14 protein-coding genes are annotated in these 15,480 nt (G+C 71.3%); 8 read left to right on the top strand and 6 right to left on the bottom strand.

Annotated elements, in window-relative coordinates; all coding sequences use genetic code 11:
* Positions 1-22: 22 nt before the first annotated feature.
* Complete coding sequence (locus tag OG885_RS17770; protein ID WP_405732340.1) at positions 23-1,372, bottom strand: FAD-binding protein; 1,350 nt, start codon at positions 1,370-1,372, stop codon at positions 23-25.
* 152 nt (positions 1,373-1,524) lie between these two features.
* Between OG885_RS17770 and OG885_RS17765 the strand changes: the two genes are divergently transcribed.
* The 3 genes from OG885_RS17765 to OG885_RS17755 all read left to right on the top strand — a co-directional run bounded on the left by OG885_RS17765 (position 1,525) and on the right by OG885_RS17755 (position 4,265).
* On the top strand, positions 1,525-2,088 hold the full coding sequence (locus OG885_RS17765; protein WP_405732338.1) for a phosphatase PAP2 family protein: 564 nt from the start codon (positions 1,525-1,527) through the stop codon (positions 2,086-2,088).
* The gene (locus OG885_RS17760) at positions 2,081-3,211 is read left to right on the top strand and encodes a decaprenyl-phosphate phosphoribosyltransferase (protein ID WP_405732335.1); all 1,131 of its coding nucleotides are present in this window, start codon (positions 2,081-2,083) and stop codon (positions 3,209-3,211) included. The genes OG885_RS17765 and OG885_RS17760 overlap by 8 nt, the downstream gene beginning before the upstream one ends.
* Before the next feature lie 142 nt (positions 3,212-3,353).
* A complete protein-coding gene (locus tag OG885_RS17755) occupies positions 3,354-4,265 on the top strand; it encodes a YihY/virulence factor BrkB family protein (RefSeq protein ID WP_405732332.1) in 912 nt (303 codons plus the stop codon).
* On the opposite strand, the gene OG885_RS17750 is transcribed toward OG885_RS17755, so the two are convergent.
* Entirely contained in the window at positions 4,219-5,499 is a 1,281-nt protein-coding gene (locus OG885_RS17750) for a D-alanyl-D-alanine carboxypeptidase family protein (RefSeq protein ID WP_405732329.1), read from the bottom strand. The genes OG885_RS17755 and OG885_RS17750 overlap by 47 nt on opposite strands.
* Positions 5,500-5,590: 91 nt before the next feature.
* Here OG885_RS17750 and OG885_RS17745 point away from each other — a divergent pair, with 91 nt between their 5' ends.
* The 4 genes from OG885_RS17745 (at position 5,591) to OG885_RS17730 (ending at position 9,377) form a co-directional block, all read left to right on the top strand.
* Positions 5,591-5,833: an SCO4848 family membrane protein gene (locus OG885_RS17745; protein WP_405732326.1), complete on the top strand. Its 243-nt coding sequence runs from the start codon at positions 5,591-5,593 to the stop codon at positions 5,831-5,833.
* Between the two features lie 42 nt (positions 5,834-5,875).
* A complete protein-coding gene (locus OG885_RS17740; protein WP_405732324.1) occupies positions 5,876-7,117 on the top strand; it encodes a metallophosphoesterase in 1,242 nt (413 codons plus the stop codon).
* Between the two features lie 205 nt (positions 7,118-7,322).
* Positions 7,323-8,879 (top strand): ABC transporter substrate-binding protein, encoded by a 1,557-nt coding sequence (locus OG885_RS17735; protein WP_405732321.1) that lies wholly within the window; start codon positions 7,323-7,325, stop codon positions 8,877-8,879.
* Positions 8,880-8,975: 96 nt separating this feature from the next.
* The gene (locus OG885_RS17730) at positions 8,976-9,377 is read left to right on the top strand and encodes an ATP-binding protein (protein ID WP_405732318.1); all 402 of its coding nucleotides are present in this window, start codon (positions 8,976-8,978) and stop codon (positions 9,375-9,377) included.
* A gap of 209 nt (positions 9,378-9,586) precedes the next feature.
* On the opposite strand, the gene OG885_RS17725 is transcribed toward OG885_RS17730, so the two are convergent.
* Both OG885_RS17725 and OG885_RS17720 read right to left on the bottom strand, forming a co-directional pair.
* On the bottom strand, positions 9,587-11,026 hold the full coding sequence (locus tag OG885_RS17725) for a sensor histidine kinase (protein ID WP_405732315.1): 1,440 nt from the start codon (positions 11,024-11,026) through the stop codon (positions 9,587-9,589).
* Complete coding sequence (locus tag OG885_RS17720; protein ID WP_405732312.1) at positions 11,023-11,712, bottom strand: response regulator transcription factor; 690 nt, start codon at positions 11,710-11,712, stop codon at positions 11,023-11,025. Before OG885_RS17720 ends, OG885_RS17725 begins: the two co-directional genes overlap by 4 nt.
* Positions 11,713-11,878: 166 nt before the next feature.
* On the opposite strand from OG885_RS17720, the gene OG885_RS17715 reads away from it, so the two are divergent.
* Entirely contained in the window at positions 11,879-14,287 is a 2,409-nt protein-coding gene (locus tag OG885_RS17715; RefSeq protein WP_405742769.1) for an MMPL family transporter, read from the top strand.
* Between the two features lie 5 nt (positions 14,288-14,292).
* Here OG885_RS17715 and OG885_RS17710 read toward each other — a convergent pair whose 3' ends face one another.
* Both OG885_RS17710 and OG885_RS17705 read right to left on the bottom strand, forming a co-directional pair.
* The gene (locus tag OG885_RS17710) at positions 14,293-15,039 is read right to left on the bottom strand and encodes a TetR family transcriptional regulator (RefSeq protein WP_405732309.1); all 747 of its coding nucleotides are present in this window, start codon (positions 15,037-15,039) and stop codon (positions 14,293-14,295) included.
* 25 nt (positions 15,040-15,064) lie between these two features.
* Positions 15,065-15,475, bottom strand: a complete 411-nt coding sequence (locus OG885_RS17705) for a VOC family protein (RefSeq protein WP_405732306.1) — start codon at positions 15,473-15,475, stop codon at positions 15,065-15,067.
* Positions 15,476-15,480 lie beyond the last annotated feature (5 nt).

Here is a 15,480-nt window from a genome sequence, read left to right as displayed (position 1 = left end):
GAAATCGAGGCACTACGGGGCGCTAGAGGTCGAGGCGGCGGGACAGGTCCGAGACGAACACCCCGCGCGGGTCCAACTCCGCACGCAGCGCCCGGAAGTCGTCGAGGCGCGGATACATCGCGGCGAGCAGTTCGGGGCGCAGCCGGGAGTCCTTGGCGAGGTAGACCCGCCCGCCGGCCGCGGCCACCTCCTCGTCCAGTTCGTCGAGGAGGGGGCCGAGGCCGGGCAGCCCGGTCGGGATGTCCAGGGCCAGGGTCCAGCCGGGCAGCGGGAAGGAGAGCCAGCCGGGGTCGGCGTCCCCGAAGCGCTTGAGGACGGCCAGGAATGACGGACAGCGGCGCTCCGAGAGGCGGCGCACGATCCGGCGCAGGGTGTCCTCCTGGCCGTACGGCACGACGAACTGGTACTGCACGAAGCCGCCGCGGCCGTAGATCCGGTTCCAGTGCGGGACCCCGTCCAGGGGGTGGAAGAACGTCGAGAGCTTCTGGAGCCGGCCGGTACGCGCGCGGGGGGACGTGCGGTACCAGAGCTCGTTGAACCAGCCCACGCCACGGCGGCTCAGCAGTCCCTCCGGGAGGTGGGCGGGCGGGGCCGGGAGCCGCGAGGGCCGGAACGCCAGCGCGTCTTCACGCGCACGCGTGCCCAGCGCGTCGAGGGGCGCGTGCTCACCGCGCGTGAGCACCGCGCGGCCGGTCGCGGCGCCTCGCGCGAGCAGGTCGATCCAGGCGACCGAGTACCGGTAGTGGTCGTCGGTGGCGGACAGCCGGGCCATCAGGTCGTCGAGGTCACGCGCGCGTTCGGTGTCGACCGTCATCAGCGAGGTCTGCACCGGCTGGAGCTGCACCGTCGCCGTCAGGATCACGCCCGTCAGGCCCATGCCGCCGGTGGTCGCGTCGAACAGGGGCGTGCCGCGGCGCACGGTGCGGATCTCGCCGTCGGCGGTGAGGAGTTCGAACGACAGCACATGCCGGGAGAAGGCGCCGCAGACGTGGTGGTTCTTGCCGTGGATGTCGGCGCCGATGGCTCCGCCGACCGTGACGTAGCGGGTGCCGGGCGTGACCGGGACGAACCAGCCGAGCGGCAGCAGGACCCGCATCAGCCGGTGCAGGGAGACGCCCGCGGCGCACAGCACGGTGCCGCCGTCGGCGTCGATCGCGTGCACGCGGTCCAGTCCCGTCATGTCGAGGATCTCGCCGCCGGCGTTCTGCGCCGCGTCGCCGTACGCCCGTCCAAGGCCTCTGGGGATGCTTCCGCGGGCCCCGCAGCCGCGGACCGCGGCCACGGCCTCCTCGTACGTCCGGGGGCGGACCAGACGGGCCGTGGTGGGCGCCGTACGGCCCCATCCCGTGACGGAAACGGTGTCGGCAGACATGCCGGTGACCGTATCGCCCTCAGGTGGGCGATTGGTTTGTGGACATCCGGAACATCACAGAACATCAACCCTCTCCCCGAAATGGGTGATTAATGGGATGTCGCTCAATATTGCCGGTGTTCAGGCGGCGTCCGCGTGAACAGTGAGGCCTCATGGGCCTCTTCGACCACCACGTCGCGCACGACGGCATCGACCACCGAATCCTTTCGGCACTCTGGGCGTCCGGTGCCGATCCACGCGTCGGTGGTGCCGCGCGGGCGTTGTCCCAGGCCGGCGAGCACGGGGCGCTGTGGCTCGCGGCGGGTCTCGCGGGAGCCGCCGTGGACGGCGCGCGGCGCGGCGCCTGGTTGCGCGGAACAGCGCTCATCGCGGGCGCGCACGCCGCCGGCATGGGCGTGAAAAGGGTGGTGCGCCGCCCCCGCCCCACGCATGTCGAACCCCTCGTCCGCACCGTCGGCCGCTACTCCTTCCCGAGCGCGCACGCGGCCTCCGCCGCGGCGGCCGCGGTCGCCTTCGGCGCGCTGGGAGCGTTGGGAACGAGCGAGGGGCGCTCCCGGCACGGCATGCGTCTGATCCCGCCCCTCGCCGCCGCCATGTGCCTCTCGCGCCTCGTCGTCGGCGTCCACTACCCCTCCGACGTCGCGGCGGGCGCGGCCCTCGGGGCGCTCACGGCGCGCTTCGGAGCGCGCTGGATGCGGAGGGGCGCGCATGACTGAAACAGCGCCCCTCACCAGCGGCGCACACCCCGACAACGGCCATCCCGCTGGTGCGCATCCTGACAACGGCCGTCCCCCTGCCGCACACCCTGACAGCGGCCGCCCCCCTGCCGCACACCCCGACAACGGCCATCCCGCTGACGCACACCCCACCACCCCGGCGCTCCTAGGCCAACGCACGCCCCCGCGACCCCCCGCACCACCCCGCCGCCCACGCTCCCTCCTCCTCGGCCTGCTCAAGACCGCCCGCCCCAAGCAGTGGGTCAAGAACGTCCTCGTTGTCGCCGCCCCCGCAGCCGCAGGCCAGCTCTTCACCCGGCACGCGCTCACCCAACTCGCGCTGGTGTTCGCGCTGTTCACGGCCTGTGCGGCCGCCGTCTACCTGATCAACGACGCCCGCGACGCCGACGCCGACCGCGCCCACCCCACCAAGCGCCACCGCCCGGTCGCCGCGGGCGAGGTCCCCGTACCCGTCGCGTACGCCGTCGGAGGCGTCCTCGCCGTCCTCGCGCCCGCCGTCGCCTGCCGGCTCACCCCGCCCCTGGTGCCGGCCCTGCTCATCGCCTACCTCGGTATGCAACTGGCCTACTGCGTCAGCCTCAAGCACGTCCTCGTCGTCGACCTCGTCGTCGTCACGACCGGGTTCCTGATGCGGGCGATGGCCGGCGGGCTCGCCCTCGGGATCCCGCTGTCGCGCTGGTTCCTGATCACGACCGGCTTCGGGGCGCTGTTCATGGTGGCGGCCAAGCGCTACTCCGAAGCCGTGCAGATGGCGGGCGCGGCGGGCGCCACGCGCGCGTTGCTCACCGAGTACACGACCGGCTATCTGCGCTTCGTGTGGCAGCTCGCGGCCGGGGTCGCCGTCCTCGGGTACTGCCTGTGGGCCCTGGAGGACGGCGGGACACACCTCCTGGGGGCGCACCCCGCCCCCGCGGCCACCGGCCTGCTGCCGTGGCGTCAGTTGTCTGTCGTGGCGTTCATCCTGGCGGTCCTGCGCTACGCCGTCTTCGCCGACCGCGGCACCGCCGGTGAGCCCGAGGAGGTCGTGCTCGGCGATCGCGCACTCGCCGTCATCGGCCTGGTGTGGCTGGCGATGTACGGGCTGGCGGTGGCGCACTGGTAGACCGCCCGGCGGCTCCCCGAACGCGGCGCCAACGCGACGTCAACGCGGCACCTCGGACGCCACTGTCCAGCGCTTTCGGGGTACCCGTACATGGGTCTTCAGGACGTGGGGCATACCTGGGTCACCGAGCACAGAGGCGGACATGGACTGGCTGAAGAACCTCCCCGTAGTCGGGCCGGCGGTCGTCCGGCTGATGGCCACGCACGCGTGGCGGTCGTACGAGCGCCTCGACCGGGTGAAGTGGACGCGGTTGGCCGCGGCGATGACGTTCATCAGCTTTGTCGCGCTGTTCCCCCTGCTGACCGTGGCCGCGGCGGTCGCCGCCGCGACCCTCAGCACGGCGCAGCAGGACGAGCTGCAGAACAAGATCGCCGACCAGGTGCCCGGCATCTCCGACCAGCTCGACATCGACAGCCTCGTCGCCAACGCGGGCACGATCGGGCTCATCGCCGGCGCCGTCCTGCTGTTCACCGGCATCGGCTGGGTCGGCTCCATGCGGGAATGCCTGCGCGCGGTGTGGGAGCTGCCCGACGAGGAGGTGAACCCGCTCCTGAGCAAGGCCAAGGACACCGGCATCCTGCTCGGCCTCGGCGGCGCGCTGCTCGTGACCATCGCCGCGTCCGCCGTCGGCTCCGCCATGGTCGGCTGGATCAGCGACCAGATCGGCATCGACCGGGAGGGCTGGGGTGCGGTCCTGCTGCGGTGCGCGGCGTTCCTGATCGCCGTACTCGCCGACTTCCTGCTCCTGCTGTACGTCCTCACCCTGCTGCCCGGCGTCGAACCGACCCGCCGTCGGCTGCTGGTGGCGGCGCTGATCGGCGCGGTCGGGTTCGAGCTGCTGAAGCTGCTGCTGAGCGGCTATATGCAGGGCGTGGCCGCGAAGAGCATGTACGGCGCGTTCGGCGTCCCCGTGGCCCTGCTGCTGTGGATCAACTTCACGTCGAAACTCGTCCTGTTCTGCGCCTCCTGGACGGCGACGCAGAGCAAAGAGGACGAGCCGGACGAGGTCAGCGACGACGCCGTACGAGATCCGGCAGCGGCCACCGGCGGTTGACCAGGTAGGCGCCGGCCGCCAACAGTGCCAGTACCCCGCCGGTGATCGCGAGGGCGATGCCCATGCCGCCGGTGCCGGAGGATGCCGTGGCGCTCGCCACCGGCTTGGCGGAGGACCCACCGCTGCCACCGACGGCCCCGCCCGCCTCCCCGGAGGCCGTCGCACCCGGCTGGGCGCTCGGCTGCGCCGCGCTCTTCGGCAGGACCAGCTCGCCCACCGGCTCCACCTTGCCCGCGGCCTTGAAGCCCCAGTCGAAGAGCTTCGCGGTCTCCTTGTAGACCTCGTTGTGCTCGTTCTTCTCGGGGTTCATGACGGTGACAAGCAGCACCTTGCCGTTGCGCTCGGCGACGCCGGTGAACGTGGCACCCGCGTTGGTGGTGTTGCCGTTCTTGACGCCGGCGATGCCCTGGTACACGTCTATGTCGGAGTCGCCGGACAGCAGCCGGTTGGTGTTCTGGATCTCGAAGGACCCGCGGACCTTCTTGCCCTTCTTGTTCTTCTTCGTCTCGCCCGGGAACTTGGCGGTGACGGTCGAGCAGTACTCGCGGAAGTCCTTCTTCTGCAGCCCGGAGCGGGCGAACAGCGTCAGGTCGTACGCGCTCGACACCTGGCCCTCGGCGTCATAGCCGTCGGGGCTGACCACGTGGGTGTCGAGGGCCTGGAGCTCCTCGGCGTGCTCGTTCATCTCCGCGACCGTGTTCTTGACGCCGTCGTTCATCGCGGACAGCACGTGCACGGCGTCGTTGCCGGAGCGCAGGAAGACGCCGAGCCACAGGTCGTGGACGGTGTAGGTCTCGCCCTCCTTTATGCCGACCATGCTGGATCCGGCGCCGACGCCCGCCAGGTCGGAGGGGACGACCTTGTGCTCGGTGGTGCTGGGGAACTTGGGCAGGACGGTGTCGGCGAACAGCATCTTCAGGGTGCTCGCGGGGGCCAGCCGCCAGTGCGCGTTGTGCGCGGCGAGCACCTGGCCGGACTCGGCGTCGGAGACGATCCATGACCGCGAGGTGAGGTTCTTGGGCAGCACCGGCACCCCGCTCGCCAGGTTGACCTGGGTCCCGGCCTGCCCGAGCCGGGTGCCGCCGACGGTCGACATGGTCGCGGGCGGGGTGGCCGAGGGGGACGTCGAAGGGCTGGGCGCGGCGAGCACGGGGGCGGCGGTCAGCGCGGCGGACGTCAGGGTGGCGGAAACGACCAGCAGGGTGCGCCTTGCGGTCTTCTTGGGTGCGGACACGGTCGGAAACGTACATGCCACCGCCCGTGAAGTCCCAGCGCCCTCCCCACCCCGGCCGCGGAACCGGTCACCCGGCGGAGATACTGGACGTATGAAGCTCAGCCGCCCCGTCTCCTGGTTCCTGCTCGCCTTCGGGGTGTGGAGCTGGGTCATCTGGGTCACTTTCGTCAAGAATCTCGTCAAGGACGGCAGCGGACTCGCGTTCGACGACGCGGGCGACCCGACCGCCTACTTCTGGGTCCACCTGACGCTCGCCGTCGTTTCCTTCGTATTGGGGACGGTCGTCGGCGGCATCGGGTTGCGCGGGGTGCGCGCATTGCGGCAGACGTCATAGCGGGCCGGAACCCCGCAGAAGCCAACAAAGGGATACGACTTCGTGGTCATCGTCTTCGCCGTGCTCGCCCTGGCCGTCCTGGTGACCGCCAACTGGTATCTGTGGCGCCGTCTGTTCCGTGACACGACCAGCGGCCCCGGGTGGGTCCGGCGGACGGGCGCGGTGGTCGTCGCCGGTGGCTGGCTGCTGGCGATCGGCGCCCTCGTGGGCGAGCGCACCGGAGCGCCCTTCTGGCTCCAGCAGGTGCTGGCGTGGCCCGGCTTCCTGTGGCTCGCGCTGTCGATCTACCTGCTGCTGGGAGTGGTGGCGGGAGAGGCCGTACGACCGCTGCTGCGCCGCTTCCTGGAGCGGCGGGACCGGCGGAACGCGCCTGCCGCCGTCGCCGTACCGCAGCCGGAGCCCGTTCCGGCGGGCCCGGTCCACGAAGAGCCCGCCGAACCCGCCTCCCCGCGTCTGATCGCCGCCCCCTCCCGCCGCCTCTTCGTCTCCCGCGTGGTCGGCGGAGCCGCCGCCGCGGCGGCGGTCGGGACCGTCGGCTACGGGACGTACGGCGTGCTGCGCGGGCCTCGGGTGAAGCGGGTCACCGTGCCGCTGGCCAAACTGCCGCGCGCGGCGCACGGGTTCAGGATCGCGGTGGTCAGCGACATCCACCTCGGCCCCGTCCTCGGCCGCGGCTTCGCCCAGACGGTCGTCGACACGATCAACTCCACGCAGCCCGACCTGATCGCGGTCGTCGGCGACCTGGTGGACGGCAGCGTCAAGGACCTCGGCCCGGCCGCGGCCCCGCTCGCGCAACTCAAGGCGCCGGCCTACTTCGTCACCGGCAACCACGAGTACTTCTCCGGCGCCGAGCAGTGGGTCGAGGAGGTGCGCCGCCTCGGACTGCTCCCCCTGGAGAACGCCCGCACGGAACTGCCCTGGTTCGACCTCGCGGGCGTGAACGACATCGCCGGGGAGAGCGAGGGCCAGGGCCCCGACTTCGCCAAGGCGCTCGGCGACCGCGACACCACGCGCGCGTGCGTGCTCCTCGCCCACCAGCCCGTCCAGATCCACGACGCCGTCGACCACGGTGTCGACCTCCAGCTCTCCGGCCACACCCACGGCGGCCAGCTCTGGCCCGGCAACTTCCTCGCCGAGGCCGCGAACCCGACCGTCGCGGGCCTGGACCGCTACGGCGACACCCAGCTGTACGTCAGCCGCGGCGCGGGCGCCTGGGGGCCTCCCACGCGCGTAGGCGCGCCCTCGGACATCACGGTCGTCGAGCTGGCGTCACGGCAGGCGTGAGGCCACGCGGAGCCGCTCTGAAACCGTTCGCGGCGGACTCTGTGGGAGCCCTGTGAAACTCTTCCGTAACACCTTGCGGCAATGACTTTCTCAACTCTCAAGATCCCTCTTCCCCAGGGTGAAACCCGTGTGATTAGGTGAGCCGCGCCGCTAGGGGAGTGGCAGATGCGCTTGGGGGCCGTCAGGGGCCCGGGGAAGGAAACCGATGCGATCGGTTCGCATACGGATTCTCGCGACGCTGCTCGTGCTGGCGGCCGTGGGAGTGGGCGGCTGGCAGCTGATGCCGTCGCAGGAGGACACCGGCAAGACCATCACGGTCGGTACGACGGACGTCGTGACGTCCCTCGACCCGGCCGGCGCCTATGACGCCGGGTCCTGGGCCCTGTTCAGCAATGTCTTCCAGTCGCTGCTGACCTTCGACTCGGGCGGCACCAAGCCGGTGCCGGACGCGGCGGAGAACTGCGACTTCGTCGGCGGCGGGCTCAGGACGTACCGCTGCGAGCTGCGGTCGGGCCTGGAGTTCCCGAGCGGGCGGGCGATGACCGCCGAGGATGTGAAGTACTCCTTCGACCGCGTCAAGAAGATCAAGTCGGACGTCGGCCCGGTCTCCCTCCTCGACACCCTCGACTCGGTGACGGCCAAGGGCCTGACGGTCACCTTCCACCTCTCCTCCCCGGACGCCACCTTCCCGTTCAAGGTCGCCACCGGGGCCGGCTCGATCGTCGACCGCGAGAAGTACCCCGCCAACGGCCTGCGCACCGACAACGGCGTGGACGGCACCGGTCCGTACGAGCTCACGTCGTACACGAAGGACAAGAAGGTCGCCCTCGCGCCCAGCGGCCGCTACAAGGGCGCCGTCAAGGACTCCGGCCGCCCCGTGGAGCTGCGCTACTTCAAGGACGCCGACGCGCTGAACTCGGCCTGGAAGGCCCATCAGATCGACGTCGCCACCCGCCAGCTGCCGCCCGAGGTGCTCGCCTCGCTCAACCCGAGCGACCCCTCGATGCGGGTCTCCGAGGCCGACAGCTCCGAGGTGCGCAACCTCTACCTCAACACCCGTTCCTCCTCGCCGCTGCACGACACCAAGGTCCGGCAGGCGATGGCCTGGATGATCGACCGCGAGCGGCTGGCCGCCACGGTCTACGAGGGGACCGTCGACCCCCTCTACTCGCTGATCCCGGCCGGCCTCACCGGCCACACCACGGCGTTCTTCGACGCCTACGCCAAGCAGAGCACCGCGAAGGCCAAGGAACTGCTCACCGAGGCCGGGGTCTCACTGCCGGTGAAGTTCACCTACGGGTACGCCACCGGCCGCGGCGCCGCCGACAAGGAGGCCGCGGAGCTCAAGAAGCAGCTGGAGGCGGGCGGCCTGTTCAAGGTGACGCTCAAGCCGTACGAGTGGACCGCCTTCCAGAAGGCGTGGGCCACCGGCAAGCTCGACGCCTACGCGGTCGGCTGGGTCGCCGACTTCCCCGACCCGGACACCTACGGCGGCCCGCTCGTCGGCACCGACGGCACCATGAACACCGGCTACAGCAGCGCCGAGGTCGACAAGCTGATTCAGGCCAGTCAGCAGTACGCCGACCGCGCGGACGCCGCGGACGACTTCCGGTCGATGCAGGACGCCGTCGCGCGCGATGTTCCCGTCATCCCGCTCTGGCAGGCCAAGGAATACGTCGTGAGCAGCGAGGACGTCGGCGGTGGCCAGTACCTTTCGGACGGCACCGGTGTCTTCCGCCTCTGGCGTCTCAACTGGATCTGACCCGAACTCGCGGCATTGACCTGCGCCCGAGTGACGCCGGGCAGCCGCCCGACGCAGCACCATGTGACGGAGGTGTGTGCGGGGTGAGGAGCAAACGTGCTGAGACGCAACTCCTTCCGGCTGCCCCGGCATCCGGCTTCCGTCGGTCTGGCCCGGCGCCGGGTCCGGGACCATCTGGCCGACTGGGGGCACGGGAGTGACGACCCGGCCCTGTCGGACGCGGTGCTGCTGGTGTCCGAGCTGGCCACCAACGTCGTACGCCACGGGCCGCTCCTGGAGCGCGAGTTCGAGGTCGCGGTGACGGCGCTCGCCGACGGCTCCTGCCTCATAGAGGTCTCCGACGAGGGCCAACTGGAGCCACGGCTCAGGCTGGTGGGGGAGGGGGACGAGGCCGGTCGGGGACTGCACCTGGTGGAGCACATCGCCGCCGCGTGGGGCGTGTGGAGCCGGGGGCGGCACGGCAAGACGGTGTGGGCCCTGGTGCTGGCCGGCACGTGAGACGCCCGCGCGCGTCCGTGTCCGGCGGCGGCCGGTACGTGGGACGCCCGCGTCCGTGTCCGGCGGCGGCCGGCACGTGAGACGCCCGCGCGCGTGCGTGTCCGACGCCGGCCGGTACGTGAGACGCCCGCGTCCGTGTCCGACGCCGGCCGGTACGTGGGACGCCCGCGTCCGTGTCCGGCGCCGGCCGGTACGTGAGACACGCGCGCTTATGCCCGCGTCGGCAGCATGACCGTCACCGCCAGCCCCTCGCCCGGTGCCGTCTGCACCGTCACCCGCCCGCCGTGGGCCTGCACCACGCCCTGCACGATCGCCAGACCGAGCCCGCTGCCCGCGCCCCCGCCGGCCCGGAAGAAGCGGTCGAAGACACGAGCCGCGTCCTCCTCGGCGAGGCCGGGACCCTCGTCCGCGACGCACAGGCGTACCGCCCCGAAGGACCGCTCCACCCCGAGCCGCACCGGCACATCGGCCGGCGTGTGGGTGCGGACGTTGCCCACCAGGTTGCCCAGGACCTGTCTGAGCCCCGCCTCGTCGGCGTGGACCAGCAGCGCCCCGTCGGCGTCGACGCTGATCGGCCGCCCCGGTTGCTGCACCCGCAGATCCTCGGCCGCGTCCCGCACCAGCCGGGTCAGATCGACGTTGCGGAACCGCAGTTCGGGCTGCTGGTCGAGGCGGGCGAGGGTGAGCAGCTCGTCCACCAGGCGTCCCATCCGGTCGGCCTCCGCCATCACCCGGCCCCACGCGCGCTTGCGCTCGTCGGGGTCCTGGAGCATCCCCTTGTCGTACAGCTGGAGATAGCCGCGTATCGCGGACAGCGGGGTGCGCAGTTCGTGCGAGGCGTCGGCGACGAAGCGGCGCAGCTGGGTCGCGCTGCGCTCGCGCGTGCGGTACGCCGACTCGACCTGGTGGAGCATGGAGTTGAGGGCGGTGCGCAGCTGCTCGACCTCCAGGGTGGCCTCCCGGCTGGACGGGACGCGCCGGGTGAGGTCGCCCTCGGCGATCGCCGACGACGTCTCCACCATGTCCTCCAGCGGCCGCATCCGGCGCCGCACGCTGAACATGGTCAGACAGGCCAGCAGCGCCAGCAGCAGGCTGCCGATGGCGAGGTCGAGCCGCACCGCCTTGCCGATGCCCTTGTGGACGGCCTCGGTGGACGTGGCGAGCAGGATGTACGAGCCGTCGCTGAGCCGGGTCGCGGTGGCCCGGTAGGCGTCGCCGCGCACCCGGATGTCGTGCGGCTCGGTGTCGGCGGCCAGCGCGCGCGGGTCGGTCACGGTGTCCGCGAGCTCGCTCTGCACGTCGCTCGGGGCGAGATGGCCCAGCGCGATGGGGTCGCCCCGCTCGTCGACGACGGTGATGATCTGGTCGGGGCGGGACCGCCCGGCGTCCTGCTGGAGGAACTTGTCGCGGACGATCGCCAGGTCCGCCAGGCCGTTGATCGTGTCCATCGTGAGCTGCGAACTGCCCAGGGACGTACGGGTCTGGGCGAGCTCGGAGTCGATCTGGTCCAGCAGGTAGTACCGCATGCCCATCACACTCACCGCGGTCGCCGCGACGATGCCGAGCGCGAGCAGCGCCACGTTCGCCAGCGTCAGTTGGGCGCGCAGGGAGTGGATGCCGCGCTTGCAGCCCAGCTTGCGCAGCCTCATGCCAGCCCGTACCCGACGCCGCGCCGCGTGGTGATCATCGGCGGTCCCAGGGCGTCCAGCTTGCGCCGCAGATAGCTGATGTAGGTCTCCACGACGGTCGACTCCGGCGGCGTGTGCTCGTACTGCCAGACATGGCGCAGGAGTTGCTCCTTGGGCACGATCCGGCCGCCGTTGCGGACCAGGAACCGCAGCAGCGCGTACTCGGTCGGGGTCAGCTCGACCGTGCGTCCCGCGCGGTGCGCCGAGTACGTCGTCTCGTCCAGCTCCAGGTCGCCGTAGCGCAGCACCGGCCGCTGCGGCAGGACGTCGGCGGGACGGGTGCGGCGCAGCACGGCGGTGATCCGGGCGACGACCTCGTCGATGTTGAACGGCTTGGTGATGTAGTCGTCGCCGAAGCCGAGGGCGCCGACGACCTCGGAGGGTGCGTCGCGCGCGGTGAGGAAGACCAGCGCCAGCTCCGGCCGCTCGGCGCGCAGTTGTCGCCCGAGGGCGCGTCCGTCGCCGTCGGGCAGCATCACGTCGAGCAGCGCCGCGTCGGGCCGGGTGCGCTCGGCGAGCGCCAGGGCCTCACGGACGCTGCCCGCGACCATCACCTCGAACCGGTGGTAGCGCAGCGCGATCGCGAGGACGTCCGCGATGCTCTCCTCGTCCTCCACGACCAGCACGGTGCCTGGAGCCGTCGTCATGCCCCCAGTATCGGCGGCCCCACTGACAGCGGGTGGGTCCGGTGCTTTGGAGTTCCTTGAGAGTCGGTCGGCTTCGGTGTCCCCGCACGCGTGCCACCGCCAGTCTGTTGCCCAGGACCTGGGGGACCGACCGACGACCGACTGGGGAGTGTTTCGCGTGGCGGCATTGGCACGGTGGTGCTATCGGCACCGGCTGGTGGTCCTGTTCTTGTGGGTGGGGGCGTTGTTCGGGCTGGGCGCGGCGGGTTCGGCCGCGGGCACCGACTACGCGAACGTCTTCTCCCTGCCGGACACGGACTCGAAGACGGCGTACGACCTGATGACGAAGGCCTTCCCGCAGAGCGCGGGCGACACCGACACGGTGGTGTGGAAGGTCGACGAGGGCTCGGTACGGGACGAGTCCGTACGATCCCGGCTCGAACCCGCACTCAAGGAGATCGCGGCGATGAAGGGCGTCGGTGAGGTCACCGACCCCTACGCGGCCGAGGGCGCCGCGCAGATCAGTAAGGACGGGCGGATCGCGTACGCCCAGGTCACCTTCGCCGAGCAGGCGAACGCGGTGCCCAAGGAGCTGATCGAGGACGTCGTCGACACCGCGCAGGCCGCGGAACGGGACGGACTCCAGGTCGAGTTGGGTGGCCAGGCCATCGCCCGCACCCAGGAGCCCCCGCAGGGCACCGCCGAGCTGGTCGGCATCGTCGCCGCGGCGGTCGTGCTGTTCCTGGCCTTCGGCTCGCTGTTCGCGATGCTGCTGCCGCTCGTCGTGGCCATCGCGGCCCTCGGTACAGGGCTGATGGCGACCTCGCTGCTCAGCCATGTCACGGACGTGCCCGAAGTCGCCCCGCTGCTCGGCTCGTTGATCGGCCTGGGTGTCGGCATCGACTACGCCCTGTTCATCGTCACCCGGCACCGTCGCGGCATCCTGCGCGGCATGAAGCCGGAGGACGCTGCCGTCACCGCACTCAACACCTCGGGCCGCGCGGTGCTGTTCGCGGGCGGCACCGTGTGCATCGCGCTCGCCGGCATGCTGGTGATGAACATGCGCTTCCTGGACGGTGTGGTTGTCGCGACCTCCCTGACCGTCGTCCTGAGCGTGCTGGCCGCGACGACCCTGCTGCCCGCCCTCCTCGGCATGCTCGGCATGCGGGTCCTCAGCCGCAGGCAGCGACGCCGGCTCACCGCGAACGGCCCCGAGTCGGCGGAGGCGAGCGGGCTCGCGGCGCGCTGGTCGTCGTACGTCGAGAAGCGCCCGCGCTCGATCGCGGCAGGGGCCCTCGTGGTGATGGTGATCCTCGCGCTGCCCGTCCTGTCGATCCGGCTCGGCGCCACCGACCAGGGCAACCACCAGGAGTCCCAGACCACCCGGCAGGCGTACGACCTGCTCGCCGAGGGCTTCGGCCCCGGCTTCAACGGGCCGCTCCAGGTGGTCGTCGAGAAGGGCGACGCCCAGGCGCTCGCGACGACCATCAAGTCCACGGAGGGTGTGGCCCAGGTCGCCGCCGCGCCGCCCGCGAACGGCATCTCCGTCATCCAGGTCGTCCCGACGACCTCACCGCAGTCGGAGAAGACCGACCAGCTGATCGACCGGCTGCGCGACGACGTGATCCCCGCCTCCGGCGCCGAGGCCCATGTGGGCGGCGTGACGGCGGTCTTCAAGGACTTCGCGGCCGTCACCGGTGACCGGCTGCCCTACTTCGTCGCCACCATCATCGGCCTCGGCTTCCTGCTCCTGCTGGTCGCCTTCCGCTCGCTGGTGGTGCCGCTGACGGCGGCCCTGATGAACCTCATCGCGGCGGCCGCGTCCTTCGGCGTACTGGTGGCGATCTTCCAGTGGGGCTGGGGCACGGAGTTCATCGGCATCGGCAAGGAGGGGCCGATCACGGCGTTCCTGCCGGTCATCATGTTGTCCCTGCTGTTCGGCCTCTCCATGGACTACCAGGTGTTCCTGGTGAGCCGGATGCACGAGGAGTGGGTCCACACGCGCGACAACGCGCGCGCGGTGCGTGTCGGCCTAGCCGAGACCAGCCGGGTCATCAACTGCGCGGCCCTGATCATGATCTGTGTGTTCTCCGCGTTCGTGCTCAGCGGCGACATGGAGGGCGCCATGGCGGGCATCGGCCTCGCCGCCGCCGTAGCCCTGGACGCGTTCATCCTGCGTACGGCGCTGGTGCCGGCCGCGATGCACCTGCTCGGCAACTCCAACTGGTGGCTGCCGGAGGGGCTGGAGAAGCGGCTGCCGCATCTGGCGGTGGAGCCGAAGGAGGACGAGCCCGCTCCGGTGATGGCGGCCCCGGACGGTCCGGCCTCGGCCGTCCACGGCTTCGTCCGCAACGCCGACGGGGAGGCAGTGGAGGGCGCCTCGGTGTCGCTGCTCTCGCGCGGTGGACGCCAGCTGGACCGGGTGGTGTCGCTGGCCGACGGCTCGTACATCGTGTCGGTCCCGGCGCCGGGCACCTACCTCCTGGCGGTGTCGGCGGCCTCGTACGGCTCGCGCGCGGGGCACGTGGTCGTCGCGGACGGGCCGCTGGTGTACGACGTGGAGCTGGCCGAGGGCGAGGTCGACGCCGTCAACTGACGCGGCTACGAGGGCTTCCTGCCGGGGTCGGGCATCATCTTCGTCATCCCCGGCAGGAAGTCCGTGAACAGCTCGTGCACCTCCCGCACCAGCGGCCGCAGCACCCGGAAGCGGGCCAGCGCGACCCCGCGCGCGGTGAGCCGGGCCCCGCGCTCGGCGAGCCGGTAACTCCGCTCCCGCCCTGGAGTCCGGTCGAAGATCCAATACAGTACGAGCCCCATCTGGGAGAGCCACATCAGCTCGGGCAGCACGTCCCGCAGCTCCTCCGGCACCTTGGTCCTCGTCCCGGCGAGCACCTGGCGGTGGACCGAGATGGCCTCCACGCGCGCGTGTTCCGACTCCTCGGAGAAGGGGCTGAGCGGGCTGTCTGGGTCGGCGGCGTTCTTGAAGAACTGCACCGCGAACTCGTGGTACGGCGTGGCGATGTCCAGCCACGCCCGCAGCACGCCCGCGAGCCGCGCCTCCAGGTCGGTCTCCCGGGCCAGGACCGCCCGGACGGCCACCTGGTGCTCGGCGGCGATCCGGTCGTAGAAGCCCTGGATCAGGTGCTCCTTGCCCTCGAAGTAGTAGTACGCGTTGCCGACGGAGACCCCGGCCTCCTTGGCGATGGCCCGCATGGTCGTCTTGTCGTAGCCGCGTTCCTGGAAGAGCCGCATGGCGGTCTCCAGGATGAGGGCACGGGTCTGTTCGGACTTGCTGGACGGCGCGGCGCCGCCCTGTTCTTCTACGTTCTCTACGTTCTTCGCGGGCACGTACGAGAGCCTAGAGGCACCCGCGTCACGGCCTGCGCCCGAGCTCCGGACGCCTGGTGTAGTCGGTGAACCCCAGGACGTTGCCCCAGGGGTCGGCGACCTCGACGGTCCAGCCGGTGGCCACCGAGAACGGCTCGTCCAGCAGCGCGATCCCGGCGCCGCGCAGCGTGCGCGCGGCCACGCGCGCGTCCGGCACCTCCAGCCACACGCGGGGGGCCGGCCACGGTGGCGGACGGTGCCCCACCGCCTCCTCCTGCCGGAGCAGGATCCCGGGCGTCTCACCGCCGACCTTGAGCAGCGCGATCCCGGCCTCGTCGAGCCGGAACCCCACCGTGAACCCCGCGCGTTCATAGAACCCGACGGCCTCGCCGAGATCGCCGACGGGCAGCAGCACGTTGTCGAAACCGAGCAGTTCGTACGACTCGTCATCTGACATGCGAT

Origin of the sequence: Streptomyces sp. NBC_00028, from assembly GCF_045041065.1 — a bacterium.
In the GTDB taxonomy this organism is placed as follows: Bacteria; Actinomycetota; Actinomycetes; order Streptomycetales; family Streptomycetaceae; genus Streptomyces.
Note: the sequence above shows the minus strand (reverse complement) of the source record. Positions and strands in the feature narration are given on the sequence as shown.

Excerpts from the sequence above, each read along its gene's own strand:
- OG885_RS17755 (WP_405732332.1), top strand. The coding sequence starts at position 3,354 with ATGGACTGGCTGAAGAACCTCCCCGTAGTCGGGCCGGCGGTCGTCCGG.
- OG885_RS17770 (WP_405732340.1), bottom strand. The coding sequence starts at position 1,372 with ATGTCTGCCGACACCGTTTCCGTCACGGGATGGGGCCGTACGGCGCCC.
- OG885_RS17745 (WP_405732326.1), top strand. The coding sequence starts at position 5,591 with ATGAAGCTCAGCCGCCCCGTCTCCTGGTTCCTGCTCGCCTTCGGGGTG.
- OG885_RS17725 (WP_405732315.1), bottom strand. The coding sequence starts at position 11,026 with ATGAGGCTGCGCAAGCTGGGCTGCAAGCGCGGCATCCACTCCCTGCGC.
- OG885_RS17760 (WP_405732335.1), top strand. The coding sequence starts at position 2,081 with ATGACTGAAACAGCGCCCCTCACCAGCGGCGCACACCCCGACAACGGC.
- OG885_RS17765 (WP_405732338.1), top strand. The coding sequence starts at position 1,525 with ATGGGCCTCTTCGACCACCACGTCGCGCACGACGGCATCGACCACCGA.
- OG885_RS17735 (WP_405732321.1), top strand. The coding sequence starts at position 7,323 with ATGCGATCGGTTCGCATACGGATTCTCGCGACGCTGCTCGTGCTGGCG.
- OG885_RS17705 (WP_405732306.1), bottom strand. The coding sequence starts at position 15,475 with ATGTCAGATGACGAGTCGTACGAACTGCTCGGTTTCGACAACGTGCTG.
- OG885_RS17720 (WP_405732312.1), bottom strand. The coding sequence starts at position 11,712 with ATGACGACGGCTCCAGGCACCGTGCTGGTCGTGGAGGACGAGGAGAGC.